Origin of the sequence: Henriciella barbarensis (genome assembly GCF_003576345.1) — a bacterium.
GTDB lineage: Bacteria > Pseudomonadota > Alphaproteobacteria > Caulobacterales > Hyphomonadaceae > Henriciella > Henriciella barbarensis.
Genome location: NZ_QWGB01000007.1, coordinates 32152 through 58470 on the forward strand (window position 1 = coordinate 32152; position 26319 = coordinate 58470).

General features: G+C 57.4%; 26 protein-coding genes and 1 tRNA gene. 13 read left to right on the top strand and 14 right to left on the bottom strand.

Annotation, left to right across the window (positions count from 1 at the left end; all coding sequences use genetic code 11):
* Positions 1 to 6 precede the first annotated feature (6 nt).
* The 4 genes from gltX to D1224_RS11045 are packed head-to-tail and all read right to left on the bottom strand — an operon-like array spanning position 7 to position 5109.
* On the bottom strand, positions 7 to 1350 hold the full coding sequence (gltX, locus tag D1224_RS11030) for a glutamate--tRNA ligase (RefSeq protein WP_119380015.1): 1344 nt from the start codon (positions 1348 to 1350) through the stop codon (positions 7 to 9).
* Positions 1350 to 3008, bottom strand: a complete 1659-nt coding sequence (locus D1224_RS11035) for an NAD+ synthase (RefSeq protein WP_119380016.1) — start codon at positions 3006 to 3008, stop codon at positions 1350 to 1352. The genes gltX and D1224_RS11035 overlap by 1 nt, the downstream gene beginning before the upstream one ends.
* 22 nt (positions 3009 to 3030) lie before the next feature.
* A complete protein-coding gene (locus tag D1224_RS11040; protein ID WP_119380017.1) occupies positions 3031 to 4188 on the bottom strand; it encodes a DegT/DnrJ/EryC1/StrS family aminotransferase in 1158 nt (385 codons plus the stop codon).
* A 3-nt stretch (positions 4189 to 4191) separates the two neighbouring features.
* A complete protein-coding gene (locus D1224_RS11045; protein ID WP_119380018.1) occupies positions 4192 to 5109 on the bottom strand; it encodes a Gfo/Idh/MocA family protein in 918 nt (305 codons plus the stop codon).
* Positions 5110 to 5284: 175 nt separating this feature from the next.
* On the opposite strand from D1224_RS11045, the gene D1224_RS11050 reads away from it, so the two are divergent.
* The 3 genes from D1224_RS11050 to D1224_RS11060 all read left to right on the top strand — a co-directional run bounded on the left by D1224_RS11050 (position 5285) and on the right by D1224_RS11060 (position 7602).
* A complete protein-coding gene (locus tag D1224_RS11050; RefSeq protein WP_119380019.1) occupies positions 5285 to 6307 on the top strand; it encodes an NADP-dependent oxidoreductase in 1023 nt (340 codons plus the stop codon).
* A 24-nt stretch (positions 6308 to 6331) separates the two neighbouring features.
* Positions 6332 to 7240 (top strand): hypothetical protein, encoded by a 909-nt coding sequence (locus D1224_RS11055; protein WP_119380020.1) that lies wholly within the window; start codon positions 6332 to 6334, stop codon positions 7238 to 7240.
* A gap of 95 nt (positions 7241 to 7335) precedes the next feature.
* Complete coding sequence (locus D1224_RS11060) at positions 7336 to 7602, top strand: HU family DNA-binding protein (RefSeq protein WP_018147124.1); 267 nt, start codon at positions 7336 to 7338, stop codon at positions 7600 to 7602.
* Here the strand turns inward: D1224_RS11060 and D1224_RS11065 are convergent.
* The 5 genes from D1224_RS11065 to glmU form a co-directional block, all read right to left on the bottom strand.
* The gene (locus D1224_RS11065; RefSeq protein WP_119380021.1) at positions 7599 to 8999 is read right to left on the bottom strand and encodes an MATE family efflux transporter; all 1401 of its coding nucleotides are present in this window, start codon (positions 8997 to 8999) and stop codon (positions 7599 to 7601) included. The two genes, D1224_RS11060 and D1224_RS11065, sit on opposite strands and share 4 nt — an antisense overlap.
* 16 nt (positions 9000 to 9015) lie before the next feature.
* Positions 9016 to 10401 (bottom strand): class II 3-deoxy-7-phosphoheptulonate synthase, encoded by a 1386-nt coding sequence (locus tag D1224_RS11070; protein WP_407647461.1) that lies wholly within the window; start codon positions 10399 to 10401, stop codon positions 9016 to 9018.
* Positions 10402 to 10535: 134 nt separating this feature from the next.
* Positions 10536 to 11936, bottom strand: coding sequence for a glutathione-disulfide reductase (gene gor / locus D1224_RS11075; RefSeq protein WP_119380022.1), 1401 nt, complete (start codon positions 11934 to 11936; stop codon positions 10536 to 10538).
* Positions 11937 to 11990: 54 nt separating this feature from the next.
* Positions 11991 to 12689, bottom strand: a complete 699-nt coding sequence (gene rpiA, locus D1224_RS11080) for a ribose-5-phosphate isomerase RpiA (protein ID WP_119380023.1) — start codon at positions 12687 to 12689, stop codon at positions 11991 to 11993.
* A gap of 10 nt (positions 12690 to 12699) precedes the next feature.
* A complete protein-coding gene (gene glmU, locus D1224_RS11085) occupies positions 12700 to 14052 on the bottom strand; it encodes a bifunctional UDP-N-acetylglucosamine diphosphorylase/glucosamine-1-phosphate N-acetyltransferase GlmU (RefSeq protein ID WP_119380024.1) in 1353 nt (450 codons plus the stop codon).
* Between the two features lie 78 nt (positions 14053 to 14130).
* Here glmU and D1224_RS11090 point away from each other — a divergent pair, with 78 nt between their 5' ends.
* Positions 14131 to 14817, top strand: a complete 687-nt coding sequence (locus D1224_RS11090) for an HAD hydrolase-like protein (protein ID WP_119380025.1) — start codon at positions 14131 to 14133, stop codon at positions 14815 to 14817.
* Here the strand turns inward: D1224_RS11090 and D1224_RS11095 are convergent.
* Positions 14814 to 15062, bottom strand: a complete 249-nt coding sequence (locus D1224_RS11095) for a hypothetical protein (RefSeq protein WP_119380026.1) — start codon at positions 15060 to 15062, stop codon at positions 14814 to 14816. The two genes, D1224_RS11090 and D1224_RS11095, sit on opposite strands and share 4 nt — an antisense overlap.
* A gap of 502 nt (positions 15063 to 15564) precedes the next feature.
* Here D1224_RS11095 and D1224_RS11100 point away from each other — a divergent pair.
* The 8 genes from D1224_RS11100 to D1224_RS11135 all read left to right on the top strand — a co-directional run bounded on the left by D1224_RS11100 (position 15565) and on the right by D1224_RS11135 (position 22396).
* Positions 15565 to 15639: transfer RNA gene (locus D1224_RS11100), tRNA-Val, on the top strand.
* 211 nt (positions 15640 to 15850) lie between these two features.
* Positions 15851 to 16384, top strand: coding sequence for a lysophospholipid acyltransferase family protein (locus D1224_RS11105; protein WP_182482260.1), 534 nt, complete (start codon positions 15851 to 15853; stop codon positions 16382 to 16384).
* 46 nt (positions 16385 to 16430) lie between these two features.
* Positions 16431 to 17702, top strand: coding sequence for a 3-deoxy-D-manno-octulosonic acid transferase (locus tag D1224_RS11110; RefSeq protein ID WP_119380028.1), 1272 nt, complete (start codon positions 16431 to 16433; stop codon positions 17700 to 17702).
* Positions 17699 to 18706, top strand: a complete 1008-nt coding sequence (lpxK, locus tag D1224_RS11115) for a tetraacyldisaccharide 4'-kinase (RefSeq protein WP_119380029.1) — start codon at positions 17699 to 17701, stop codon at positions 18704 to 18706. The genes D1224_RS11110 and lpxK overlap by 4 nt, the downstream gene beginning before the upstream one ends.
* Positions 18699 to 19655, top strand: coding sequence for a lysophospholipid acyltransferase family protein (locus D1224_RS11120; protein ID WP_119380030.1), 957 nt, complete (start codon positions 18699 to 18701; stop codon positions 19653 to 19655). The genes lpxK and D1224_RS11120 overlap by 8 nt, the downstream gene beginning before the upstream one ends.
* Positions 19656 to 19709: 54 nt before the next feature.
* On the top strand, positions 19710 to 20114 hold the full coding sequence (locus D1224_RS11125) for a DUF4345 family protein (RefSeq protein WP_119380031.1): 405 nt from the start codon (positions 19710 to 19712) through the stop codon (positions 20112 to 20114).
* A gap of 22 nt (positions 20115 to 20136) precedes the next feature.
* On the top strand, positions 20137 to 21015 hold the full coding sequence (locus tag D1224_RS11130; protein ID WP_119380032.1) for a pseudouridine synthase: 879 nt from the start codon (positions 20137 to 20139) through the stop codon (positions 21013 to 21015).
* A 46-nt stretch (positions 21016 to 21061) separates the two neighbouring features.
* On the top strand, positions 21062 to 22396 hold the full coding sequence (locus D1224_RS11135; protein WP_119380033.1) for a cytochrome P450: 1335 nt from the start codon (positions 21062 to 21064) through the stop codon (positions 22394 to 22396).
* On the opposite strand, the gene D1224_RS11140 is transcribed toward D1224_RS11135, so the two are convergent.
* On the bottom strand, positions 22393 to 23253 hold the full coding sequence (locus D1224_RS11140) for an OmpA family protein (RefSeq protein ID WP_182482261.1): 861 nt from the start codon (positions 23251 to 23253) through the stop codon (positions 22393 to 22395). The two genes, D1224_RS11135 and D1224_RS11140, sit on opposite strands and share 4 nt — an antisense overlap.
* Before the next feature lie 135 nt (positions 23254 to 23388).
* On the opposite strand from D1224_RS11140, the gene D1224_RS11145 reads away from it, so the two are divergent.
* Entirely contained in the window at positions 23389 to 23643 is a 255-nt protein-coding gene (locus D1224_RS11145; RefSeq protein WP_147372376.1) for a hypothetical protein, read from the top strand.
* A 7-nt stretch (positions 23644 to 23650) separates the two neighbouring features.
* Here D1224_RS11145 and D1224_RS11150 read toward each other — a convergent pair whose 3' ends face one another.
* The 3 genes from D1224_RS11150 to D1224_RS11160 form a co-directional block, all read right to left on the bottom strand.
* A complete protein-coding gene (locus D1224_RS11150; RefSeq protein WP_119380036.1) occupies positions 23651 to 24553 on the bottom strand; it encodes a hypothetical protein in 903 nt (300 codons plus the stop codon).
* Positions 24554 to 24559: 6 nt separating this feature from the next.
* Positions 24560 to 25648, bottom strand: coding sequence for a phosphotransferase family protein (locus tag D1224_RS11155; RefSeq protein ID WP_119380037.1), 1089 nt, complete (start codon positions 25646 to 25648; stop codon positions 24560 to 24562).
* Between the two features lie 162 nt (positions 25649 to 25810).
* A complete protein-coding gene (locus tag D1224_RS11160; RefSeq protein WP_119380038.1) occupies positions 25811 to 26242 on the bottom strand; it encodes a PA2169 family four-helix-bundle protein in 432 nt (143 codons plus the stop codon).
* Between the last annotated feature and the right edge of the window lie 77 nt (positions 26243 to 26319).

The following is a 26319-nucleotide window of genomic DNA, read 5'->3' on the forward strand; positions in this document are numbered from 1 at the left end:
CTTGCCTCAGGCGCGAGACAGCCGGCGTTCGGCAGCTTCGCGCCCGATCAGAGGGAAGATCACGGACATATCGGGGCCGTGCTCCTGACCTGTCAGGGCCTTGCGAAGCGGCATAAAGAGCCCCTTCCCCTTGCGGCCCGTGGCTTCTTTCAGTTCAGTCGTCCAGGCCTTCCAGCTTTCGCTGGTCAGTTCGCCTTCCGGAAGACGCTTGCGCGCCTCAGCAATGAAGTCAGCGTCATCGTCGTCGATGACGGATGAAATGGTGCCATAGGCGATGTCCGCAAACGGTTTCGCGTCGTGGACGGTCTCACAATTTTCCCGGACGGCCAGCCAGAAGGCCTCATTCGCCGCATCTGGCGCGATGTGCTCAAGGTCTTCGCGCACAACTTCGAATGGCAGGTCGTGAACGAGGACAGCATTGAGGCTGAGAAGGTCCTTGTCATCGAACTTTGCCGGAGCACGGCCAATTTTCGAGAACTCAAACTCATCAGAGAGCGTCGCCAGATCGCCGCGCACTTCGATATTGTCGCTGGTACCGAGCTTGGCGAGTAATGACAGGATCGCCATTGGAAGGATGCCGCGCCGTTCCAGTGTATCCATGCTGAGGGAGCCGAGACGTTTGGAGAAGGCACCGCCTTCAGCATCCACCAAAAGCGGCGTGTGCGCCATGTCCGGCGCCTGGCCACCCAGAGCCTTGAAGATTTCGATCTGCGCGCCGGAGTTTGTGACGTGATCCTCACCGCGCACCACGTGGGTGATATTTGCTTCGATGTCGTCGACCACAGACGGTAGAGTATAAAGATACGAACCGTCTTCGCGGATCAGGACCGGGTCCGACACACTTGAGGTGTCGATGCTTTGTGGCCCGCGAACAAGGTCATTCCATTCAACGCGGTTACCAGAAAGTTTGAAGCGCCAGTGCGGCTTGCGGCCTTCGGCTTCAAGCTTTGCCTTGTCCTCATCAGTGAGGTTCAGCGCTGATCTGTCATACACGGGCGGGCGGCCGCGCGAGAGCGCGATCTTGCGCTTGCGGTCGAGCTCATCAGCGGTCTCGTAACAGGCATAGAGCAGACCCATACCGCGCAGCTTGTCAGCTGCAGCGTCATACTGGTCGAACCGCTTCGACTGATTGAAAGTATCGTCCCAGACAAGGCCAAGCCAGGTCAGGTCAGCCTTCAGGCCGTCTTCATAAGCCTGCGTAGAGCGCTCGGTATCGGTATCATCAATCCGCAGGAGAAATTTACCGCCCTGCCCTTTCGCATACAGCCAGTTAATGAGGGCTGTACGGACATTGCCGACATGAAGCTTGCCAGTTGGGGAAGGCGCGAAACGGACGACAGGTGAGGTCATCAATCATCCCTGAAACGGTTGGTAATCGGATAGCGACGGTCGCGGCCGAAATTTTTGCCGCCAACTTTTACGCCGGGCGGCGCTTGCCTACGCTTGTACTCGGCAATGTACAAGAGATGCTCGATACGTCTTACAGTTGCCTCATCATGCCCTCGGGCGAGGATGTCATCGATATCCGCCTCTTCGTCTACGAGGCCGCGCAGGATGTCGTCGAGGTCATCATAGGATGGAAGCGAATCCTCATCCTTCTGGTCCTCGCGCAGCTCTGCCGATGGCGGCTTGGTGATGATTCGTTCGGGAATCACCTGGCCTGAGGGGCCGAGCGCACCCCTGGGGTGGTTGGCATTGCGCCAGCGCGAAAGCTCAAACACCTCGGTCTTGTAGAAGTCCTTGAGCGCATTGTAGCCACCGCACATGTCGCCATAAAGTGTGGCGTAACCAACGGCCATTTCGGACTTGTTTCCAGTCGTTACCACCATGTGACCGAACTTGTTGGAAAGCGCCATCAAAGTGACACCCCGAAGCCTGGACTGAATATTTTCTTCGGTCGTGTCGCTTTCCCGCCCCGCGAAGATATCCCCCAGCATCTCATCCATTGCGCCAACGCCGGGTGCGATATTGATAATATCATAGCGAACGCCAAGTAGCTCGGCACATTTCTTCGCGTCTTCGAGGCTCTCTGACGAGGTGTATTTCGACGGCATCATCACGCACCAGACGCGGTCGGGCCCGAGCGCATCAACCGCGATGGCGGCCGTCAGCGCGCTGTCGATACCGCCAGACATCCCGAGAACCACGCCGGGAAAGCGATTCTTGTTGACGTAGTCGCCAAGCGCAAGCGTGGCTGCGCGGTACTCCATATGCCAGCCGTCTGGGTCGAGCTCGCATCCTGCATCGGGAAGTATCAGCTTGCGCGTTTCAAGGTCGAACTCGACCATCTCCATTCCAGTGTCGAACTGGCCGACCAGACCGCAGCGCTCTGAATGCGTTGAGTTTGTCGCATAAGACGCGCCGTCAAACACAAGTTCGTCCTGCCCGCCAACCTGATTGACGAACATGTATGGCAGGCCAAGTCGGCTCCAGTGATCAAACGCTTCAGCGCGTTCGCGATGAATGCTGCGGCGCCAAGGTGACCCGTTAGGAATGACGAGCAGTTCAGCCCCGGCCGCCTTCGCAGCATTCGGGACGCGGTCGAACCAGACATCTTCGCAGATAGCGAGCCCAATTTTGACGCCCTTCACCTCAATGATGCAGGCAGGCGACTTGCCCCTTGTGAAGAGGCGCTGCTCGTCGAAAACACCGTAATTGGGCAGCTCCTGCTTGTCATAGCGCGCCTCAATAGCGCCATCGCGGCAGAACAATTCTGAATTATAGAGCTCGCCCTCTTCGGCCCAGGGCGAACCGATGATGAAAGGCGGCAGGCCAGCAGACTCTTTTGAAAGGTCGCCGACCGCTTTCATACTCAGTTCGACCGCACTCGGCTTCAGGACGAGATCTTCCGGCGGGTAGCCGAGAATGAACATCTCACTGAAGACAACGAGATCAGCCCCCTCGCTTGCGCCAGCCTCGAGAGCCTCACGCGCGAGCTTTGCATTGCCGTTGATGTCACCAACAACCGGATTGAACTGGACCGCCAGTATTTTGAGCACGTCTGTCATGGCGCCCACTTAAGAGAAACTGTCAGCCCTGCAAAGCACCAAGAAGTGCGTCACAAACCCGATGCACCTGATCTTCAGACAGATACGGGTGCATTGGCAGGCTCAGCACCTCTTTCGAGGCACGTTCACATTCAGGCAGACCGCCCGGAGGTGTGAGCTGCTCGAAAGCAGGCATCTGGTGGATCGGCGTATCGTAATAGATCGCGGTCGGCACGCCCTTTTCCTGCAGGGCAGCCCGGATGGCGTCACGATCTGGCACGCGTACGGTGTAGAGACCGTAGGCGGACTCATCGCCTGCGCCGCCCGTCTGTCCCCCAACCTTGCCTGTAAGGCGCTCATCGTAGATTCTCGCGGATGCGATGCGGCGCTGGCGCTCGGCCTCGAAGATCCCGAGCTTTTCCGAGACAACGGCACATTGGATCGAGTCGCAACGGCCATTGATGCCGACACGAATTGACTCCTTGCGGTTATCGCCGGTGCCATGCCAGCGAATGGAGCGAAGGAGGTCGCCGACTTCCTTGTCACGCACGAGAATAGCGCCGCCATCGCCGTAGCCGCCGAGTGTCTTGGTTGGATAGAAGCTGGTGGCCGTAATTTCGGCCAGCGTGCCGATCCATTTGCCTGCCTGACGACCGCCGAAAGCCTGCGCGCCGTCGGCCACGATGCGAAGATTATGCGTGTCCGCGACAGCCTGAATGGCTGCGTAGTCAGCTGGCAGGCCATACAGGTCGACAGGCATGATGGCGCGGGCACGAAGATTCCGGTTGGCCTTCACCCGCTCAATTTTCCGCTCAAGGTCGGCGGCATCCATATTAAACGTTGCCGGATCAATATCGACGAGGACGGGTGTCGCGCCGGCAAGGAGGACCGCGTTCGCCGTCGCGTTGTAGGTAAAACCCGGAATGAAGACGGCGTCGCCATGTCCATAGCCGAGCGCGATGAGCGGCATGACCAGCGCCTGTGTCCCCGACCCGACCACGACGGCATCAGCAGCGCCGGTGAACTCGCAGAGTTTGTGCTCACACTCATCAACTTCCGGACCGCCAATATAGCGACCGTGGTCTAGAATGGTGGTCCATCGATCTTCCAGTGCACTACGGATCGAGGCCTGCTGGGCCTTGAGGTCGAAGAACTGGATCGGCGCGTCGCCAGATGGGGTGAGTTTTTCGGCTGCGGCCATGGGTCAGGCTCCAGTGTTTGTTTTTATCGTTGTTTCGAGAACTTCAGCCACGCGCACAGCTTCAACTGCTTCGCGCCCGGGCACAAGGACAGGGCCCTTGCCAAGGCAGGCCGCAAAGAAGGCGTGGTCGGCGGCGCCGAGCGGGTCTGGCAGGGATCGCGAGACGTCGGCGCGCACCTCGAACGGCGTCGTGTTGCGAACGTCACGAGTCAGAAAATCGATCTCAATCTCACCACTCTTGAAGGCAAGACGCATCCCGCGGCGGCGGTTTTCAGCAGCACGGCTGGACGTTACTATGGCCCGTGAACCTTCGCCGAACCCAAGGGTTGCAGTCGCCGTATCAATATGGCCGGAGTGAATGACCGCCCCCTGCCCTTCTACGCTGCTGGCGCGGCCCATCAGGCACGCGACCATATCCAGATCATGGATCATGAGATCGAATATCACTGACACATCACCGGCTCGGCCAGTTGGCGCAGGAGGGCTTTCACGCCAGGCTTCGATTTTAACTGGTGTCTCTGGTAGGTCGAACAGCCCCATCGCCTTGAGCACCAGGCGTTCCTGATGCCCGACCTGTAAAACAAGCTCCGCCGCATCTGCCTGCGCCGCCAGCGTTTTCGCCGCTTCACCCGAAAGGGCGAGCGGCTTTTCTACCAGCACATGACAATTGGCACCGAGCGCCGCCTCGACAGTGTCAGCGTGATAGGTTGCTGGGCACACGATGATCACAGCGTCCGCTGAATCGAAGAGATCAGCCTGCGAAGCGAACGACTTCACACCATGCTTGTTTGCCAGTTCGCTTGAACGTGCAGCGTCCGGATCAAAAACGCCGATAAATTCCGCTGTCTGGGATTCTGCAATCTTGCCCGCATGATAGCCGCCGAAGACGCCTGCACCGATCAAGCCTGTTTTGAGAGACATGTAACTTACTCCAGATTAGCTGCCCCATCGCACTCCACCGCGCTGACACGCAAGCAGGCGGCACAGAACACAAGGTCAAAGACTCTTGCGAATTCTTTCGTCACTGGCTTCACAGAGGCGCCATGTTGACCCATGTTGCCGCTCGAAACCTATCAAATATGTGAGGAAGCGCGATATGTCAGACATGAATGGAACGGGCTGGGCCCTGGCGAAACGTCCGGTGGGGATGCCCGAGATGGACGACTTCAAGACAGTCAATGTGTCCGCCCCTGCCCCGAAAGAGGGTGAAATTCAGGTTCGCAATAGCTGGATGTCTGTCGACCCATACATGCGCGGCCGCATGTATGACCGCGAAAGCTATGTACCTCCTTTCCAGATCGGCGAGTTGCTCACGGGCGGCGCCGTCGGACACGTACAGGCATCGGCTCACCCCGATTATTCAGAAGGCGACCTCATCGTGTCGATGGCAGGCTGGCGTGACGTGTGGACCGGCAAACCGCAGGAAAACATGGTCAACAAGGTCCCACAGACTGGCCTGCCTGAATCGGCTTTGCTCGGTATCGCAGGTATGCCGGGACTGACCGCTTATGCGGGTATTCTGCGGGTCGCAGATCTCAAGGAAGGTGACACCGTATTCGTATCCGGTGCAGCAGGCGCAGTTGGCTCTACTGTTGTGCAGATCGCGAAGATCAAGAACTGCACGGTTATTGGCTCTGCTGGCGGCAGCGAAAAGTGCAATCTCGTCAAGGAACTCGGGGCGGATCATGTGATCGATTACAAGGCGCACGATAGCTACGAAGCCCTGCTGGGCGCCCTGAAGAAGGCCGCTCCGAAAGGGATCGACGTCTATTTTGACAATGTTGGCGGCGACCATCTGCAAGCCGCTATCGAATGCGCGCGTCCGATGGGACGTTTTGCGATCTGCGGCATGATCAGCCAGTACAATGCAACCGACGTTCAGCCGGGCCCGAACAACATTATTCAGGTCGTCGGCAAACAGCTGACACTCAAGGGCTTTATCGTATCGACTTACGCAGATATGCAGCCGCAATTCCTCAAGGACATGGCCACCTGGATCCAGAATGGCGACATGAAATTCGAGGAGACTGTAATGGAAGGTATCGAGATGGCGCCAGAAGCGTTCCTCGGCCTGTTCCAGGGTCGCAACAAAGGGAAGATGCTCGTCAAACTCGCCTGAGCATACCCCGCATGGAGGTAAGTCATGGCGCGTCTCTTCGACGCTTACATCATCGTGGACTGGAGCGCGGCAAGCAAACCCGCGCTCGGCGCCAACTCGGTCTGGGTTGGCGCCCTCGCCCGCGACGCACGTCTGAAATTTCAGTTTCAGGCCGCTAATCCGTCGACCCGCAAAAAGGCTCGGGAGCTTATCCAGGGGCTCGTCGAACGGTTTGTGAAGCGCGGCGACAAGGTTCTCGTCGGCTTTGATTTCAGTTTGGGTTATCCGAGCGGAACGGCCGCACTCGCGGGAGTGTCGAAAGACAAGCCTGCTTGGCAAGCCATGCACGAATATCTCGCCTCGAAGATCAAGGAGACGGACGACAACAGCAATACGCGTTTCGCGGTCGCTGCGAGCCTCAACTATGCCATGAGCAAGGGCCCGCTCCCTTTCTGGGGCGCGCCAGCGCGCGACCGGTTGACGACCCTTGCGTCAACCAAAGGCAATTTCGACGATATCCGCCTCGAAGAATACCGCCGCGTGGAACGCTGGGTACGTGAGCATTACAAGGCAAAGCCGAAATCAAGCTGGCAGCTTTATGGCGCAGGCTCGGTTGGCAGCCAATCGGTCCTGGGTATCCCCACCGTTCAGGCGCTTCGCCATTCCCTGCCGAACGGCAAGATCTGGCCTTTCGAAACGGGTCTGGCACCCATGGATGCCGAAACGCTCGAAGGAACCGATGTGGTCTTCGCAGAAGTGTATCCCTCCATCGTTGACGCAAAGCCACGCCCTGGTGAGGTGATGGACCAAGCGCAGGTGGAAGCACTTGCCCGTCACTATTACAGGCTCGACGAGGCGGGGCGCCTCGGTGCCCTTTTCGGCCCACCTGAAGCCCTCACAAGCGAAGAAATTACACAGATTGAGGGTGAAGAAGGGTGGATTCTGCTGAAATAGCCCGTGGTTATTGGGTTTTCAGCATATCTACCCAACTCGAATCGTGTAGAAAACTCATACGGCACAGAATCGCCGTTAACAAAGAGGAGTGCCCAATGAATAAGGGTGAACTTACAAAAGCCGTCGCAGAATCTGCTGGCATGTCACAAGCAGACGCCGGCAAAGCGGTGGACGCAGTCTTCGATACCATTTCAGGCGCAGTGAAAGACCGTAAGCAGGTCGCTATTGCCGGCTTTGGTACTTTCCACGCAAAGACCCGTGGCGCACGCGAAGGCCGTAACCCGGCAACCGGCGAAACGATCCAGATCGCTGAGAAGACCTCCGGTGCTTTCAAGCCAGCTTCGGCTCTGAAAGACATCTAGGTCCGATCAGGAACCTTTTCAGGGCGGCGCGCCGGCTTTAGCTGGCGCGCCGCTTTTGATTCCAGCAGAGCTGTCTGTGCAATGCCTGCGACAAGCGAAGCTATGAGAACCGCCTGCATCATGCCCATGGCACCGCCACCGCGCTCCATACCAAAATACCAGGTCAATGGCAGCATGAGCAGGAAGTAGGAACCGAGATGAATGAAAGTCGGTGGCCAGATGACATTTTGCGCGCGCATCGCCATCGAGGCGACGTTCTGAAGTCCGTCGAAGACGATCACTAGCGATGTGAAGCCGATAATCGGCACGAGGGCAGCATGGATCGCAACGCCCGCGACCTCAGCATCTGATCGGATCAGGATCGAAGCTAGTTGCTTGCTGAATACCCAAACAAGCAAGCCAAGTAGTACGCCGATGAGCAGGGTCGCGATAATCCCAAGCCGGGACGCTTCACGTACCTGGTCGGCATTCTTGCGCCCATAGGCTTCGGCGACACGGACGCTTGTCGCGGTTCCCAGGCCCAGGAACGCCATAAAGCAGAAGCCGATGACGTGGATCGCCATGCCGTAGATCGTATTCACGGCGGTGCTGATCAGCGTCGCAATGATGAAGGTCGAATTGAACCCACCCCATTCGGCGACATTCGAAACGGCTGTCCCATACCCGACAGAGAACATGCGGCGCCCTTCATCTGCTGGCGCTTCACCGGAGGGGTTGAAGGCAGGTGTCATCTTCCAGACGGCGACGAGAAACAGCACAACCAGAAACCAGCGCGTGCCCGTTGTCGCTATTGCAACACCGTCCGCACCGAGCTTGGGCATTCCCCACCACCCGGCAACGACGGCAAGATCAATAACCAGATTGACCAGTACGCCAGCATACATGATCGCCGTTACGATCAGAGGCCGCCTGAGCGCCTCAAGATAGGACCCTGCGACATGGGTCAGCATATGGCCGATGAGGCCGAGAGCAAGGATACGCGTGACCGACGCGGTGCCGGAGGCGACGCTTTCATCAAACCCGAAGAGCCGAAACATCGGCCCCGCCGTCAGGAAAATTACGACGGTCAGAATAACGCCGAACCAGAGCGAGAACCGAATGCCCCGCCTGAAGATACGTCCGGTATCCTTACCCTGCCCTATGCCAGCCAGCTCGGCCGTTAGGACGGAAACGCCCATCAATAGGCCCATGGTCAGACCAAGCGACACACCGATTGGCAGCCAGGAATTGAGTACAAAGGGAACTTCTTCCGGCGCATTCTGACCGAGAACGATGACGTCGGTCAGGCCCATCAGCATCATCGCAGCGCGCGAGACGGCAATCGGCCCTGAAAGCCGCAAAAGGTCTGCAATGTCAGATGGCCGCGCCCAAGCGGGCCAAACCCGCCTACGGCGCATGGCGCTGTCTCCCCAGTCAGCTCGCCTGGCGAGCTTCGGCGTTCACCGCCTCTTTCATCAGCTGGAGCTTCTCTGCGATCAGGAAGGCAAGTTCAAGCGCCTGTTCGCCATTCAGGCGAGGATCACAATGAGTGTGGTATCGCGATGACAGGTCTGCTTCGGAGATCGCCTGTGCACCACCAATGCACTCGGTGACGTCTTGACCGGTCATCTCAAAGTGCACACCGCCCGGGTAACAGCCTTCGCTGGAGACGATGTCGATGAACTGGCTGACTTCCGACAGGATGCGGTCAACCGGGCGCGTTTTAAAGCCGCTATCGGTCTTCAGCGTGTTCCCATGCATTGGGTCACAGGACCAGACGACGTTGCGCCCGCTCTTCTTGATGGCGCGAACAAGCGGTGGAAGACCTTCCTTCACGCCCTCCGAGCCGAAGCGTGAGATAAGCGTGATGCGGCCTGCCTCGTCCTTCGGGTTCAGCGTTTCGATCAGGCGAAGTAGCTCATCGGTTTCCATGCCCGGGCCACACTTGATGCCAAGCGGATTATGGATGCCTTTGCAGAACTCCACATGCGCGTGATCGACCTGACGCGTGCGGTGACCGATCCACAGCATGTGCGCAGATGTGTCGTACCAGTCGCCGGACGTTGAATCGACGCGGGTCATTGCCTCTTCAAAGCCGAGCAGAAGCGCTTCGTGAGAGGTGTAGACGTCAACCTGGGCCATTTGCGGCACGGTCTTGGAGCTGACGCCACACGCTTCCATGAAGGAAAGCGCGTCAGTGATACGCTCTGCGAGTGCCTTGTAGCGCTCAGCCTGAGGCGAGCGGTCTACGAAGCCGAGCATCCAGCGGTGAACGTTTGCGAGATCTGCATAACCGCCCTGCGAGAAGGCGCGAACGAGGTTCAGCGTCGAGGCCGATTGCGAATAGCTCTGAATAAGGCGTTCCGGATCCGGCATCCGCGACTCCGGCGTGAAGTCCATGCCGTTGATATTGTCGCCTCGATAGGATGGCAGCGTAACGCCATCAATTGTTTCGATCGGCGCTGAGCGTGGCTTGCCGAACTGGCCCGCAAGGCGGCCGACTTTCACGACCGGTTTGGACGCAGCGAACGTCAGAACAACTGCCATCTGCAGCATCACGCGCAGCGTATCGCGGATATTGTCGGCGCTGAATTCCTTGAAGCTTTCAGCGCAATCGCCACCCTGAAGCAGGAAGGCCTCGCCCCTGGACACCGTCGCAAGCTGTTGCTTCAGCCTGCGGACTTCGCCGGCAAAGACGAGCGGTGGAAACGCCTTCAGGCGCCCTTCTACATTCGCAAGAGCATCTACGTCCGGATAGTCATCCGGGATGTGATTGGCGGGCCGTGCCCTCCAGCTGTTTGGCGTCCAGGTCATATTCATATCTCCAGAGCGGGGCGTATTAGCGGCCTCCGTTCGAATGGGCAAGTTTTACCACAAATGAGGCTGTTGTATCGCGACCAATGCAGTTTGCGAGCGGTCCGGGCACCACATCCGCAAGATTTAACCGCGTTGTATTAAGCTGGCTCGGTTTCCGGCACCCATTTCTGGCGCAAGGTGACGATCTCTTCCGCAATGGTCGGGTGGACAGCACAGGTCGCATCGAACTGAGATTTCGTGGCGCCCATCTTTACTGCAACGCCGATCATCTGGATCATCTCGCCAGCGTCGGGGCTGACGATGTGTACGCCGACCACCTGATCGGTCTCGCCATTCACCACGAGTTTGATCATGACACGCTCGGGGTCATCCAGAAGCATTGTCTTCATTGGCCGAAACTTCGTCTTGTAGATGTCGACCTTGTCGAGCGTCTTGCGGGCTTCGGCCTCAGTCATGCCGACCGTGCCCACTTCTGGCTGGGTAAAGACAGCCGAGGCGACATTGTCATGCTCGAAGTGCCATTCCTTGTCGCCGAAGATCGTATCAGCAAAGGCATGACCCTCACGAATGGCGACCGGCGTTAGCTGGATGCGATCCGTCACGTCGCCTACGGCAAATATATTCGGGACGCTGGTGCGTGAGCTATCGTCAACGATGACGGCGCCCGTGTCAGAAAGTTTGACGCCTGCCGCGTCGCAGCCGAGTCCATCCGTCGCCGCCCGGCGGCCGACTGCCATCACTATTCTATCGGCGTTTATCTCCATGCCGTTGCTCAGCTTTATGCAGTAAGGACATTCTTCTCCTTCGACTTCGCGGATTTCCTCGAAGACGGCAGAGGTGACGACCCGGACGCCAGCTTCCTTTAGTCCTTCGTGAACGGCCGTGCGGACGTCCCAGTCAAAACCTTTCAGAACGGTGTCGCCGCGGTAGACGAGGCATGTATCAACGCCGAGGCCAGCGAAGATATGGGCAAACTCACAGGCGATGTATCCACCGCCGGCAATGACGACCCGTTTCGGGAGTTCGTCGAGGAGAAAAACCTCGTTTGAGGTCATCGTGTACTCAACACCAGGCAGTTCTTCCGCCGACGGCCGCCATGGTGTGCCGCCTGTCGCGATCAGCACCCGGTCGACCGTAAATGTCTTGCCGCTCTCCTTGAGGACGACGGTGTGAGCGTCCTTCAACTCTGCACGTTCTTCGAACACGTCGACGCCGGCGTTGGCCAGATTGCGCAGATAAATGCCGGATAGCCGATCGACCTCCGCGTGCATGGCCGACATGAAAGCGGGGAAATCAAACCCCTTCTCTTCTACCTGCCAGCCATACTGACGGGCTTCCTTGATCTTGCGGCCATAGTCGCTCGCATAAACCATGAACTTCTTGGGGACGCAGCCGCGGATAACGCAGGTGCCGCCAATACGGTACTCTTCCGCAATGGCCACACGCGCGCCATTTTGAGCGGCGATCCGCGCGGCACGTACGCCGCCGGAGCCCGCGCCGATGACGAACAGATCGAAGTCGTATTGAGCTTCAGCCATCGAGAAATTCCTTCCGGTACTTTTAACCTGCCAGCTTAGGTGGCGGCACTGGCTTCAATATTCAAATATTGAAGCCCCATCATCGCTGCCAATAATTACTGTGCGGGCAAGACCGATGAACAGACCGTGCTCCACCACGCCGGGGATGACTGACAGGAGTTCGGCCGCATAGGCCGGATCTGGAATAACTGAACAGGCGCAATCGAGAATATAATTGCCGCCATCGGTTACCAGCGGTTTGTCACCACTTCCCCGGCGCACGTCGATACGTGGCCGTGACACGCCTGACGTCTTGAGCGCGTCGTAGACCTTCTTGGCAGTGATGGTGAAACCGAAGGGCGTGACCTCCACGGGAAGTGGGAAAGAGCCGAGCACTTCCACCTGCTTTGAGGGGTCCGCGATCACGATCATGAGGTCGCTGGCATTCGCGATGATTTTTTCTCGTAGAAGTGCCGCGCCGCCGCCTTTTATGAGTTGAGCCTGATCATCAACCTCATCGGCACCGTCCACGGTGAGATGAATGCGATCAACTTGTTCAACAGGTACTAACGGCACCCCGAGCGATTCAGCCAGACGGCGCGTTTCCTCGCTGGTCGGCACGCCGCGCACAACAAGACCATCCGCAATTTCGTCTGCCAGCGCCTCGACGAAGAATTTCGCGGTGGAGCCGGTGCCAAGACCAAGTGTCATCCCGTCTTCGACAAACTCGATAGCGGCCGTCGCCGCGTTTTCCTTTTCGCGTTCAAACGCCAATTCTTGTCTCCTAACGCTTTGAGGATTTCTCGCGCTGCTTCTGCTCTCTGAAGCCTTTGCTCCAGCCCGGCTTTTCGACCTGTTTTCCGCGGCCGAGAGCAAGCGCGTCATCCGACACATTCTGGGTAATTACAGAGCCTGAGCCGACTATGGCCCGTTCGCCGATCGATACGGGCGCCACAAGCGCGCTGTTTGAACCGATGAAAGCCTCTGCACCAATCTCAGTTCGATATTTCAGGAAGCCGTCATAGTTACAGAAAATTGTTCCGGCACCGATATTTGCCCCCGCTCCGACCGAGCCGTCGCCAAGGTAAGCTAGGTGATTGGCTTTGGCGCCTTTGCCGACGGTCGTGTTCTTAACCTCGACAAAGTTACCGATTCTGGCCTTCTCACCAATCTCAGCACCCGGCCTGAGACGGGCATAAGGCCCGACTTCCGCGCCTGTGTGCACGACAGCTCCCTCCAGGTGCGAGAAAGCGCGGATACGGGCACCAGACTCAACTTTGACACCCGTTCCAAAAACGACGTTTGGCTCGATTTCGACATCGTTTCCGATCATCGTGTCATGAGATAAGAAGACCGTTTCCGGCGCAGTCATCGTGACGCCGTCACGCAGAAAGGTGTCGCGGCGCTTTGCCTGGAAAACCGCTTCTGCCTGCGCCAGCTCCACACGTGAGTTCACGCCCAGGACGTCTTGTTCAGCGCAGGTGACGGCACGGCAAAAACGTCCCGCCTCATTCGCAAGCCCGACGACATCAGTGAGGTAGTATTCCCCTTTTGCATTGTCGTTCGTGACCTTCGACAGAAGGTCGAACATCAATTCTCTCGCCCCGGCCATGACACCCGAATTGCAAAGCCTGATCGCAAGCTGTTCAGCGTTTGCTTCCTTGGCTTCGACAATGCCCTCCAGCCGGCCATCAGCAGTCTGGATCAGACGCCCGTAAGCACCTGGATCTTCCGCTTCGAAACCAAGAACGCCGAGATCGGCGCCGTTTGCGAGCTCGCCGAAAAGATCGTTCACTGCGGTTTCTGGAATGAGTGGGCAATCGCCATAGAGTACGATCAGATCGCCGTCGAAGTCCTGAAGACCCTGTTCTGCTGCCTGAACCGCGTGCCCCGTTCCCATTGGCGGGTCCTGAATGACGAAGGATCCTTCACCCAGTTCCCTAGTCACGTGATCCTGAAGCGCCTGGGAGCCGGCACTCACGACAACGATGATCCGGCGACAGCCAGACTTGCGCGCTAGGTCTATCGACCAATCCAGCATTGCGCGGCCGCCAACCTTATGGAGCACTTTCGGAATTTCCGACTTCATTCGTGTGCCCTGGCCTGCCGCCAGGATGAGCGCCGCCCGGTCTTGCATGATTAAAAGTCTCGTTCTGCTTTGCCTTGTCGCCTAAACCATCAAACGACTCGATGCGAGAGGATAGAACAAGCAAGCATGACTTCCGACACACTTTCAGGCTGGACAATCGTCTTTGATCTTGATGGCACGCTGGTCGATACCGCGCCGGATCTTCATATCGCGCTGAACCACTGCCTGTCCGAAGCTGGATTTGAGTCGGTGCCCTTTGAGAGCATTCGCCACATGATCGGCCAAGGGGCGAAAGCGATGATCGAGAAAGGCTTGGCCTTTCAGGGTGTCAGCCAGGCTACGACCGAGGTCGAGCCGCTTTGGCAATCATTTCTCGACTATTATGAAGCAAACATCTGCTCCAAAAGCAGACCCTTCAAGGACGCAACAAGGTCACTTGAAGCGCTGACAGAGATGGGCGCGACGCTGGCGATCTGCACAAACAAGACACAGCATCTGGCGGAAACGCTGATTGGGAAGCTTGGCCTGACGAGTCATTTCGCGAGCATTTGTGGCGCTGATAGCGTTCCTCAGAAAAAACCTTCAGGGGAACATATTCTGTATACTGTCGATCGCGCTAATGGCTCGCCCGCCAAGGCAATTATGATTGGCGACAGCCAGACAGACGAAAGGGCAGCCCGGAATGCCGGACTGCCCTTCGTGTACGTTACTTTTGGATATGGTCCGGCACCGGAACAATGGGATGACACACGATGTCGTGCGTCTTCCTACGTTGAAGTAATGGACGCTATCCAGTCGGTCGCGAGCCCTTAGGCTGCTTCGACGACAACGTCGTTCGGACGATAGCTCGTGCGAACTTCTTCCTGTGTTTTCGCAATGCGACGGCGTGGCATGCCGTTCACCATATTGCTGCGCAGGTCAGTACGTGCGCTGCGCATAGCAGGAACAAAGCCAGCATCGACGAGGTCCACGTCAACCTCATAGCCACGCTCAGCCCAATACTCGCGAATTTTCTCACGAAGACGTTTTGCACCTTCGTTGTTGCACCAATCTTTCATTTCAATCTCTCCAGACTAATTATTGAGGCTCGGAGGCTTAGCTCCAGCCCGTCTGTCCTTCTTTGTTGCTCGTTTTATCCAACGAGGGACATCGTTATGTCAGACCCCGTTCGTGTCGGTTAAATGACAACTTCGCCCGCGATTCACAACCCTTTCCGACTATGAAATTAGGTTTAGGTTCGAAAATGAACGGCCATTCATACTGAACAGCTGTTCATCTTCGATGCGAGCTCGCAATTTTGCGCCCCTTGAACCTTTTCAAATGCAACTAAATTGCTTCCAGTCGGCGATATTAGAGCGCGGGCGGGCATATTTGACCTTCGTCAATCGCGAATCTGATCATATCACAATGTGTCGCACCTCGGCGCGAAGCGGCTAGCTGATTGCAGTTCTGCATGCCTGATTTGCGAAATTATTCTGAGAAACGTGCTTCTTTGGGCGTTGATGTCTTATCGCGTTGACCCACAACACCCCTCGATATAAGACCGCGCTTCCTGTTTTCGGGCGATTAGCTCAGTGGTAGAGCACTGCCTTCACACGGCAGGGGTCACTGGTTCGAACCCAGTATCGCCCACCATTCCAATTCCAGGCGGCAGGAACGGGAGACAACCTCTCAGATGAAGTCTTTCCTGCGTTCGCCGTTCGTATCCGCCACTCTTGGGTATCTCATTTGGGCCTACATGGTCCTGTGCGCCCGAACTATCCGTTGGACGATCGAAGGAGATGATGCCTTCAAAAAGGCTTGGGCGGCGGAGAATGGACTGTTGGTAGCAGGATGGCATTCGAGGGTGCTGCTATTGCCCGTCATCTGGAGCAAGATCGCGCGAAAGCTGCCCGCCAAGGAATATCCGACTTCCATGCTCATCTCGCTGTCCAAGGACGGCGAAGCAGTCGCCAAGGCAATCGAACATCTTGGGCTGGAGGCCGTTCGCGGCTCGTCCTCTCACAAGAGAAAGAAAAAGGATAAGGGCGGCGCAGCAGCTGTTGCAGAAACGAGCAGACGCCTACGGTCCGGAAGCGTCGTCTGTCTCACGCCTGATGGTCCCCGCGGCCCGGCCGAAGCTGTGCAGCCTGGCACACTTATCATGGCGCAGCGCACCGATGCCCTCATCATTCCTTATGCACTTGACTGCCGACCCGTCTTTAGGCTGGACACCTGGGACAGATTCATGATTCCTCTCCCCTTCACAAAAGGGGCCATGATCCTTGGATCGCCCCTCAGCGTGAACAGGAGCGTCGGCAAGGAAGAAAGACTGCGCCAGATAGAAGAGGCGATGAACGCAGCTCACGAGCGAGCCGCAGCCATCGTTGCAAAGCGCTAGCAGTTTAGCGTCTGGCGAAGCCTGTAGAGCAGATTATCTTCACCAGATGAGCATGGGCCGTTTCCTTTATAAAACCACGATGCGCGCAGCGCGGCCTTTTCTCGGGTCACTGCTGCGCCGCAGGGCGAAGCGCGGCAAGGAAAATGCTGAACGGATAGCAGAGCGGTTCGCCCACCCGGATATGGACCTTACGCCTGCCCATCTTGTCTGGATGCATGGTGCGAGCATTGGTGAAACGAGACTGTTGCTCGAAGTCGCTGAACGGCTTGGCGCGAAAGACGTAAACCTTCACTTCCTGTTCACAAGCCAAACCCAGACGGCTGCCGAGCTCATCAATCGCCACATAACCAGCTCAGAAACTCTACGTGAGCGAAGCCGCTATCAGGTTGCGCCGCTGGATACGCCGGACATCGCCGCCCGTTTCCTTGATAACTGGCAGCCCATCCTCTGTATCTTTGCCGAAGGTGAGATATGGCCGAACCTCATACTGGAGGCCAGTAGTCGGAAAATTCCTCTCGCGCTCATCAATGCGCGCATGACCGCCAAATCCATGAAGGGCTGGACTTCGTGGAGGGGGTTTGCCCGCGAAGTTTTTTCGAGCTTCGATACGATCGTCGCTGCGGACCAGCAGACAGCCGAAGGACTTGGAAAATTGGCTTGTGCACACGTGCCCTGCCCCGGCAGTCTCAAACTTTCGATCTCAGTTCGTGAAATCAACGAAACCGAGGCGCAGGCCATTCGCAACGCCTTCGTTGGCGGGCGTCGCTGCCTCGTCGCGGTCTCTACCCATGAAGGTGAGGAGGGATGGATACTCGATGCCGTCGCTGGGATTGAGCCGCGACCTGCCCTGATCATTATTCCGCGCCATCCAGAACGCCGCGATGCAATTGAGAGCCTACTCAAGGACCGCGGACTGACCTTCTCTGTACGGTCTCGCGGCGAAACTCCGACGACAGCAGACGACGTGCTCTTGTGTGACACACTAGGAGAAGTGGCCCTCTTGGCCAGCGTTGCCGACAGCGTCTATCTTGGCGGTGGCCATGCACACGGCGTTGGTGGGCACAACCCGGTCGAGATCCTGCGCATCGGCAAGCCGGTCTTCACCGGGCCTCGCATACACAATTTTGCCGACCTTGCTACCAGGCTGGAAGGCGATACCAGTTTCCAGATCGTTCGCGATCAGGAAGCACTACGACAAGCTTTCCCCCTACCCCCGCCTTCACATGCGCTTAAAGCGTCTCTGGAGGCGCAGGCCGAGACGCCCATGCGCGTGACGCTCGAAGCGCTGGACAGATTGTTGGGACAAACCACTACATGATGCGCGCGCCGCGCTTCTGGGACCGTGACGTCGACCCGAAGTCACGCGAGGGGGCACCGCTGACCCGGCTCCTGATGACACCGCTTGCTGCGGTCTATGCCGAGGTCACTGCGCGGCGCATCCGCCACGCCGACCCTCTTGAGATCGCCATTCCGGTGATCTGTGTCGGCAATCTGACGGCGGGCGGCAGTGGGAAAAGTCCAGTCGTTGCTGCGATCAGGCAACATCTCACAGGGCTGCGTGGAAGCATTCGTGCTGCCAGCCTGTCGCGCGGATATGGCGGCAAGTTGCAAGGTCCGCTGCAGGTTGATCCTGAAACACACAACACCTCGCAAGTTGGCGACGAAGCGCTCATGCTAAGCCAGTCCGGCGAAGCGTGGATCGGCGCTAACCGCGCTGCCGCCGGTCAGGCGATGGAATCTGATGGGGTGGATGTCATCATCATGGATGATGGGTTCCAGAACCCCGGCCTTGCGAAAACGCTTTCCATTATCGTCGTTGATGCCGCCGCAGGCTTCGGAAACGGCCATGTCATACCGAAAGGCCCGCTACGCGAACCCGTAAAGGCGGGGCTCGCCCGGGCCGATGCCGTAATTCTGATGGGAGCAGGTGAACCGCCCGACGAGTTGTGCGACTTCAATGGCCCGGTTTTGCGCGCCAGTATTGAGCCTGTTTCGCCTCCCACCCCCGGCGCCTATGTGGCTTTCGCGGGCATCGGGAGGCCAGAGAAATTTTTTGACACGTTGAAGGCCTGCGGAACGCCGCCGCTGGACGCGGTACCTTTCGGCGACCATCACACTTATAGTGACCGTGACCTCAGATATCTTCGAACGCTCGCGGCCGACTACAACGCACAGCTGATCACAACCGAGAAGGACTTTGTTCGGCTGTCCCCCGCACAGCGCAAGGATATCGTCACACTCCCCGTTGCTGCCCAGCTCCAACAGTCGTCCGATCTGGTAGAACTTCTCAAGCCTGTTACAGACAGGCTTAGTGATGAGTGACAGCAAGACCCAATACGTCCGGCCGAAAGACATTGATAGCCGGTCGACCTGGCGCCAGCGGCTAGCCTGGCGGCTGGAGGCGATTGCGTGGGATGTCGTGTACTGGTGGCCCATGAAGGCGCTTGGTCCTGACCTTGCTTCTGATTTTGCGGGCTGGTTGGTAAAGCGGATTGCCCCGCTGCTTAGCCAGGACAAAACGGTCAAGCGTAATCTCCGCATGGCCTTTCCAGACTGGAGTGAGGCGAAAGTCGAAAAGGTTGCGAAGGCAAGCTGGGAGAGCGTCGGCCGGACGGCAGGTGAACTGCCACACCTACCGAAAATACATCCGTATGAGGGGGACAGGGTCGAAGTTGTTCATCCCGAGCGGCTTGATGCCGTTGAGAACAGCGAAACAGGTGCGGTCTTTGTATCTGGCCATTTCGCAAACTGGGAAGTCATGGCTGCTGTCATCTGCCGCCGCCCAGTCGATTGTCTCGTGACCTACAGGGCCCTCAATAACCCTCATATTGACCGGCGCATCAACAAGGTTCGCCATGACTACGGTATTGGTGTCCTTACACCAAAGGGGCTAGGCACGCGCGAGCTGATGCGGGCGTTGTCAGCGGGGCGCTCAGTTGCTTTGATGAACGACCAGAAATTCAACAAGGGACTTGGCGTGCCCTTCTTCGGCCATGAAGCGATGACCGCGCCGGGCCCTTCGCGACTTGCGCTGAAATATGACGTACCGATCATCCCTGTATCAACGGTGCGCACCGGGCCTGCACGTTTTCAGATCACAATCCATGAGCCAATTCGGCCCCGCATTGGTTTGAAAGGTGACGACGCTGTACGTGACTGCGTTGAACAGATTACCAGCTTCATCGAGGCGCAGGTACGCGCTCATCCTGAACAATGGTTCTGGCAGCACAGGCGCTGGCCAAAGTCGGCCTGGAAAAATGCCGGCGTCTAGCTAGTTCACGCCTTTAAATCTTTCACTTCGCTTTCAGGGCGCCAAGGAAATCACATGTCACCATTCGTTCTGCTGTCATCAGCCGCACTTGTTTTCTGCGCCCTTATCGGACTTGGCGCGCTGTTCGCTCCGAAATGGGCACAGGGCGTTGTAAGGCTGGTTCCAGACCCCGACCCGGCGCGCCCGGGGGGATTCTCAGAGTTCCGCGCAACCTATGGCGGCTTGCTCTTCATGCTTCATATTACAGCGCTGGTCATACTTCTGCGTTTGAATAACCCGCTCGCCTTGCTCGCGATCATGCCCGTTGCGGCGGGCTGGTTCGGCGCCGGTCTCGGCCGACTGATATCCCATCTTGCAGATTCAAAGGAGAACCGGGCACCTGGCTTGATCCCTGTATGGATTGCTGTGGAGTTCGCACTGGCTCTTGCAATTGCTTCTCCGGTTCTTCACCTAGGCTGATGCCTTTCTAGAGGAACAGCACATGACGGATCGTCGAGAGACGCCCCGGCCCGGCAGACGGACCAAACCCAACCAGACTTCATCGCATGTCGACCCCGGCTGGTCAGGCGGCGAGCGTATCGCAAAATGGCTCGCGCGCGCAGGCGTGGCTTCGCGGCGCGAGAGCGAGACGCTGATCGAAGAAGGCAAGGTAACGGTCAATGGCCGCAAGCTGACCTCCCCCGCCTTCAAGGTCACAGGCAAGGAATCTATCAAGGTCAATGGCAAACCGGTTAAGGCACCCGAGAGCACGCGGCTTTGGCGTTATCACAAACCCTCAGGCCTAATAACGACCACGCATGATCCTGCCGGTCGGCGTACGATTTTTGAAGAACTGCCCAAGCATCTTCCGCGCACCGTGACCGTCGGCCGGCTCGACCTCACGACGGAGGGGCTGCTCCTTCTTACGAATGACGGCGAACTTGCCCGCACGCTCGAACTGCCACGCAATGCGTTCCGCAGACGCTATCGCGCAAGGGCGCATGGGCGCGTTACTCCCGACAAGATCGAAGCGCTGAAGGACGGCGTCACTGTCGACGGAGTGACCTACGCGCCTATTGTTGCAGAGCTGGAACGTGAAACCGGGACGAACAACTGGATCAAGGTAGAGCTGACCGAGGGTAAGAAGCGGGAGGTTCGCCGTGCGCTTGAGTCGGTCGGCCTGGAAGTGAACCGGCTTATCCGAACAGAGTATGGACCGTTCGATCTGGGTGATCTTGCACCTGGCGCCGTCGAAGAAGTACCTTACCAGATGCTGACGGAGGCTCTTGGCCCGATGCTTCCGGAACAGCCTGCTCGTCGCAAGCCTGACCAAAAGAAGCAGAAGGCTGACGCTAAGAAAGGCCTTAACAGGCGCCGCTAGTCAGATATTGCTGGGATGGTTGATACAAGACCATCGGGAGGCCCTCATGTCAGACACAGCCGTTGCCCAGCCGCCGAAGACCAAGAAAGATCCGTCTCGCCGGATGAGCGATGCGGCTCGCGCCACGAGCGACCTCATCGTGAGCCCTGATGTCTATGCCCATATGGACCAGCTCGATGCTGCGTTCTTGAAGCTTCGCGCCGAGGACCCGGTAGCATGGTGCGAACCGGAAGCCTTCCGGCCATTCTGGGCTGTGACCAAGCATGCCGACATCATGGAGATCAGCCGCCAGAACAAGCTATTCACCAATGGCGAGCGCGAAATGCTAAGCTATGAAAGCGCTGAAGAGCGCGTCTATGCCCAGACAGGCGGGCCACACCTTCTGAAGACACTCGTCCAGCTTGACGACCCGATGCATTACAAGCTGCGTCACCTGACGCAAGACTGGTTCATGCCGCACAAGGTGAAGACGCGCGAAGAAGCGATACGCACGATCGCGAAGGAATTCGTCGACCGTATGGAAGATATGGGCGGCGAATGCGACTTCCAGCAAGAAATCGCCCTTCATTATCCGCTACGCGTGATCATGCAGATCCTCGGCGTGCCGGTCGAAGACGAGCCCATGATGCTGAAGCTCACCCAGGAAATCTTTGGCGCGCAGGACCCCGACCTCATGCGCGACAAAAGTCTTTCCGAAGGCGGCGACGCAGATAAGGGACTTTCCTCGATTCAGGAAACCCTCGCCCAGTTCTTCATGTACTTCACGAACATCACACAGGACCGCCGCGCCAATCCCAAGGACGATGTCTCTACGGTCATCGCCAACGGCGCCGTCGATGGCGAACCGATCGGTCAGCTCGAAGCGATGAGCTATTACATCATTGTTGCTGCGGCAGGTCATGACACGACCAGCGCCTCGACCGGCGGCGGCGTGCTCGGCATGCTGAACAATCCCGCCCAACTAAAGAAGATGATGGACGATCCCAAGGGCATGTCCCGGACGGCCGTCGATGAAGCCATTCGCTGGACGACACCGGTGAAACACTTCATGCGCACCGCGCAGGACGACTACGAACTTCGCGGTCGCAATATCCTCAAAGGCGAGAGCCTTCTGCTCTGCTATCCGTCCGGCAACCGCGACGAAGAGGTATTCGACGATCCGTTCGAATTCCGCGTCGATCGCAGTCCGAACAAGATCATCTCATTCGGTCATGGCGGGCATATGTGCCTAGGCATGCACCTCGCCCGCCTTGAGATGCAGGCCATCTATGAAGAGCTCTTTTCCCGCGTAAAATCGATAGAACTCGCAGGTGAGCCGAGCTTTATTCGCGCGAACTTCGTCGGCGGGCCGAAGTCCATTCCCGTGCGCTACAAGTTCTAGTCTACTGGTTCGCTTGCAACGGGTTCGGCGTCACTGACGCTGAACTCAATGCGACGGTTACGCGCGTATGCAGCGGTGGTCTGCGAGGTGTCTATGGGTTGGCTCTCGCCATAACCAACAGCGGTGAGCGAAGCCGACGCGACGCCAGCCTTAATCAGGTAGTCGCGGATGGTATTTGCGCGCGTCTGTGACAGGCGTTGATTGAATGACTCCGCGCCGCGCGCGTCAGTATGGGCGCCGATTTCAATCTGATAGCGATCGCAGAGAATAGCTGTCGCACCAAGTGCGGCTGCGACCGGCATCGTTTCGTCGGAAATCGAGGTATTGCTGGCCGAGAACTCCACCGTGTGGCCATCAAGCACACCCGCAAACGCCGCGGTGCAGGCTGAAACTGAAGGCGACGTCGGCAGGCTTGCGACTGGCATGCCCACGGGGTCGGGTCCACCTTCGATCTCGACCATATCGACGATGATGCGTGCACCGTCGTTTGCGATGGCGTCGTTCCTGATCGCTGTTGACGCAGCTTCCAGCGCAGAAAGCTTCTCCTCCTCATCTGTTATGGTGCCTTCAATAAGCGCAATACCGCTACGCTCGCGGATCGAAAGCCAATCATACCCTTCCTGTCGCAATTGATCCTGCAGTCGGCCTGCCCACTGTAACGGCGAGGCTTCAGATCCTTGCTTCGTACTCGCTTCGATTGGAATACCTGACGCCGGAATGAAAAGCCCGTCGGCAAATTGGTAAGACCCTTCCGCCAGTTCCACGCAAACGCTCGGCGCGGCAATCTGCGTGCCCGCCTCGCCCACACTGGCAGCGTCACAAGCGGCCAAGCCCGTCCCCAAACCAACGAAAGCCATGCTCGCTCGTGTTCTCGGTCTTCGCATCTGTTCAACTCTCCCGGCCGAGGGCACATCGCATGTAGGAAGATGCTGACCGCCATGGCTTTTTAATCGGTGCAATCTCGTGGTTTGCGCGGTGCAGTGTCTACGAGCTTGCTGTCCAACGCACAAAGTAAAGTGAAAGCTCCAACATTTCGCGAAAATGATGCGGTGATCGACATGCTGGTCGATGCTTCCGTCGAAATGGAGGGAGTTGGCTCTTTCTCCGGACGCGAAACTATCCGCTACTCGCACATAAAGCAGTTTATCAAATCATGGGCTGAACCGGCGAAGAATGTATACAAGCACAGCACAATGTTCGGCCCAGAGACCGATTTCTTCGTTCCAGACTATACAGCTTGTGAGTAGGTTCTGTTCAGGCCAATAGATCCTTTGGGTAGTCAGGGTAGCTTGCTTTCATGATACCATGATTGAGCAGCATCTGCGCTTTCAGGACTGATCCGTCCTCATCGTAAAAGCTTGTGAGCACCCAGTAGTTCTCGACGCGCCGACTTTGCGAGAGGGCAACCACTTCGCGCTTGAGTCGGTAGGTTTCTCCGACGAAGAGCGGCCCTTCAATCATCTTTATCTCAAGGTCTGCGAACAGGCCGATGGAGGGCCGCTTTACCGGCCAACTCACCATGCCGCCCGTGTAATTGCCCAGCACGGATACCATCTCGGTCGGCACGATTGCCCTGCCCCAAGGCGAAGCATTCGCATAGTGATACCAGTCCATGGGCTCCGTTATCTTCTGCAGCTTTTCATTCAACGAGAATGGATAGAGATCGCCCATATGCTGGTCCGGATCCATGCGGACCAGTTCGTCCTCCGGGCCTGTCATACCCGTTTTCATGTCTGCCAGAATAACAAGGTTACCGGCCGGGCGTAGCTTCGCCATCCGTGCTGCCAGAAGCGTTTCGTCATTGTCCGGACCGAGGGTGGCACTCGCTTCAAGTACTGGCGTACCGTCAGCCTTTTCCGCGCGGCAATAGGCATAGGTGTCCGTCTTAGGCTCTATGAAAACGCGAACTTCCTCTCCCTCAACAACTATATTCTGGAAGTGGGTTGAGAAGCAGCCGCGTTCAAACCAGTCTTTGCCAAACAGGTCGACCAAAAATGGCGAGAACTGGCTGAAATGCGTTGGTCCCTCAATAGGCCCGGCTCTGATGCCGAGTTTCTCGGCTTCAGCATCGTCGTGGATGGAGCTGTGCCCATCATAGGACTGCTCTGCAAGCATCTGGGCAGGGTTGCGAAGCGGCCCTTCAATCACCTTCGACATCGAAGACTAGCCCTCCATCCCTGCCATGCGCGCGCGCTCTGCCGCGAACTTTGCAAGCGGCACAACACGCTCGGCATTTGCTGCAGCATTGGCATTTGATGCGGTGCCATCGCGCACGCGGCCAACGATTCCCTGGAGAATGCCAGCAAGACGGAAAGCATTGTACGAGAAGTAGTAATTGAGGTCCGGCATGCCGTCCCGGCCCGTATGCTGGCAATACAAGTCGACATATTCTTCCAGCGTTGGAATGCCCCAAGCCTTCAGGTCCTTAATGTTCGCGATCGACCCACGCGATTCGTCATTGCCGGGCATCACCCAATTCATGAGGTGATAGGAGAAATCAGCCAGCGGGTCGCCAAGCGTCGAGAGCTCCCAATCGAGAACCGCAGTCACCTTTGGATCCGTCGGGTGAAGGACCATATTGTCTAGTCGATAGTCGCCGTGGACGATGGTTACGTCTTCGTTCTTTGGAAGGTTTTTCGGCAACCAGTCGATCAGCTGCTCCATCTCCGGAATGTGCATCGTCTCAGATGCTTTGTACTGCTTGGTCCAGCGATGGATCTGGCGGGCGCAATAGTCGCCTTCCTTGCCGAAATCCTGCAGGCCGACCTTTTTGTAATCGGTGTTGTGCAGGTCGGCGAAGGTCTTCACCTTCGCCTCGTAGATCGCCCGGCGCTGGGCTGGCTCATAGTCTGGAAGCGTCTGGTCCCACAGAATGCGGCCATCTACATTATCCATGACGTAGAAGATCGTGCCGATAACGTCTTCATCCATGCAGAGGCCATAAGGACGTGCGACCGGGAAGCCGGTTGGATAGAGCGCATTGATCACCTTGAATTCACGGTCCACTGCGTGCGCTGATGGCAGCAGTTTGCCCGGTGGCTTGCGCCGCATCACATAGACCTTGTTAGGCGTGAAAAGCTTATAGGTCGGGTTCGACTGGCCACCCTTGAATTGCTTGACGGTCAGTGGACCTTCATAGCCTTCTACGTTCGCTTCCATCCAGGCTGCGAGGTTAGCTTCGTTAAACCTGTGAGATTCGGCCACATCCTTCGTGCCGCTGAACATTTCCTGCGCATTGTCGGCTTCTGACATGGCTCTGCTCCCTGATCATCTTGTCTGGCGGCAACCTACCGAAACACGGGCGCCGGACAAGCGTCTCGCAAGGTAATCTCAACGGCAGTTTTACCTTTGAACGCAAAAGGGCCGGCTCAAGGCCGACCCCTTCGTCATTCTGATAACGCATTACTGCTTCGCTCAGGTGAGCGCGTCAGCGAATTTTTCGCCTTGGCGCGCAGAGTTCTTTGCCCGCTTCAGAAGCTCAGTGGTTTCAGGGTCGAGGCCAGAGCTCTCCAGCTTCGAATCAATCCGGTCGGCAAGATAGTCCTCGCCATCGTCCACCGCTTCGAGAGCTGCCTTCTCATCGCTGAGGAAGAGCGACGTAAAGTCCGCCCAGCCCCGATGCAGGGCACCTGCTGCACCGCCGTCGGTTTCCGGCTCACCGCCGAGGTCACGGACACGGGCCTGAAAAGCTGTAACAAGTTCACTCCGCTCATAGGCGAGCGTCTTGAACTTGTTTCGAAGACCGTGATTCTCGTCGGCGACTTCACAAACCTTCTCATAGCCCTTCTGGCTATCGATCAGGGTCTTGGTAACGTCATTCAACACTTCGATATTCGGGTTCGACATTCTGTCATCTCCTTATTGCGAACATGAAGATAACGACAAAACCAACTTGCGGTTGCTGAGCGCTTGCAGAAAATCCG

Excerpts from the sequence above, each read along its gene's own strand:
- D1224_RS11125 (WP_119380031.1), top strand. The coding sequence starts at position 19,710 with ATGTCACCATTCGTTCTGCTGTCATCAGCCGCACTTGTTTTCTGCGCC.
- D1224_RS11070 (WP_407647461.1), bottom strand. The coding sequence starts at position 10,401 with ATGAATATGACCTGGACGCCAAACAGCTGGAGGGCACGGCCCGCCAAT.
- gor (WP_119380022.1), bottom strand. The coding sequence starts at position 11,936 with ATGGCTGAAGCTCAATACGACTTCGATCTGTTCGTCATCGGCGCGGGC.
- D1224_RS11150 (WP_119380036.1), bottom strand. The coding sequence starts at position 24,553 with ATGTCGAAGGTGATTGAAGGGCCGCTTCGCAACCCTGCCCAGATGCTT.
- D1224_RS11110 (WP_119380028.1), top strand. The coding sequence starts at position 16,431 with ATGAGCATGGGCCGTTTCCTTTATAAAACCACGATGCGCGCAGCGCGG.
- D1224_RS11060 (WP_018147124.1), top strand. The coding sequence starts at position 7,336 with ATGAATAAGGGTGAACTTACAAAAGCCGTCGCAGAATCTGCTGGCATG.
- D1224_RS11160 (WP_119380038.1), bottom strand. The coding sequence starts at position 26,242 with ATGTCGAACCCGAATATCGAAGTGTTGAATGACGTTACCAAGACCCTG.
- D1224_RS11155 (WP_119380037.1), bottom strand. The coding sequence starts at position 25,648 with ATGTCAGAAGCCGACAATGCGCAGGAAATGTTCAGCGGCACGAAGGAT.
- D1224_RS11035 (WP_119380016.1), bottom strand. The coding sequence starts at position 3,008 with ATGACAGACGTGCTCAAAATACTGGCGGTCCAGTTCAATCCGGTTGTT.
- D1224_RS11120 (WP_119380030.1), top strand. The coding sequence starts at position 18,699 with ATGAGTGACAGCAAGACCCAATACGTCCGGCCGAAAGACATTGATAGC.
- D1224_RS11130 (WP_119380032.1), top strand. The coding sequence starts at position 20,137 with ATGACGGATCGTCGAGAGACGCCCCGGCCCGGCAGACGGACCAAACCC.
- gltX (WP_119380015.1), bottom strand. The coding sequence starts at position 1,350 with ATGACCTCACCTGTCGTCCGTTTCGCGCCTTCCCCAACTGGCAAGCTT.
- D1224_RS11090 (WP_119380025.1), top strand. The coding sequence starts at position 14,131 with ATGACTTCCGACACACTTTCAGGCTGGACAATCGTCTTTGATCTTGAT.
- D1224_RS11045 (WP_119380018.1), bottom strand. The coding sequence starts at position 5,109 with ATGTCTCTCAAAACAGGCTTGATCGGTGCAGGCGTCTTCGGCGGCTAT.
- D1224_RS11095 (WP_119380026.1), bottom strand. The coding sequence starts at position 15,062 with ATGAAAGATTGGTGCAACAACGAAGGTGCAAAACGTCTTCGTGAGAAA.
- D1224_RS11050 (WP_119380019.1), top strand. The coding sequence starts at position 5,285 with ATGTCAGACATGAATGGAACGGGCTGGGCCCTGGCGAAACGTCCGGTG.
- D1224_RS11140 (WP_182482261.1), bottom strand. The coding sequence starts at position 23,253 with ATGGCTTTCGTTGGTTTGGGGACGGGCTTGGCCGCTTGTGACGCTGCC.
- D1224_RS11135 (WP_119380033.1), top strand. The coding sequence starts at position 21,062 with ATGTCAGACACAGCCGTTGCCCAGCCGCCGAAGACCAAGAAAGATCCG.
- glmU (WP_119380024.1), bottom strand. The coding sequence starts at position 14,052 with ATGCAAGACCGGGCGGCGCTCATCCTGGCGGCAGGCCAGGGCACACGA.
- D1224_RS11040 (WP_119380017.1), bottom strand. The coding sequence starts at position 4,188 with ATGGCCGCAGCCGAAAAACTCACCCCATCTGGCGACGCGCCGATCCAG.
- lpxK (WP_119380029.1), top strand. The coding sequence starts at position 17,699 with ATGATGCGCGCGCCGCGCTTCTGGGACCGTGACGTCGACCCGAAGTCA.
- D1224_RS11065 (WP_119380021.1), bottom strand. The coding sequence starts at position 8,999 with ATGCGCCGTAGGCGGGTTTGGCCCGCTTGGGCGCGGCCATCTGACATT.
- D1224_RS11055 (WP_119380020.1), top strand. The coding sequence starts at position 6,332 with ATGGCGCGTCTCTTCGACGCTTACATCATCGTGGACTGGAGCGCGGCA.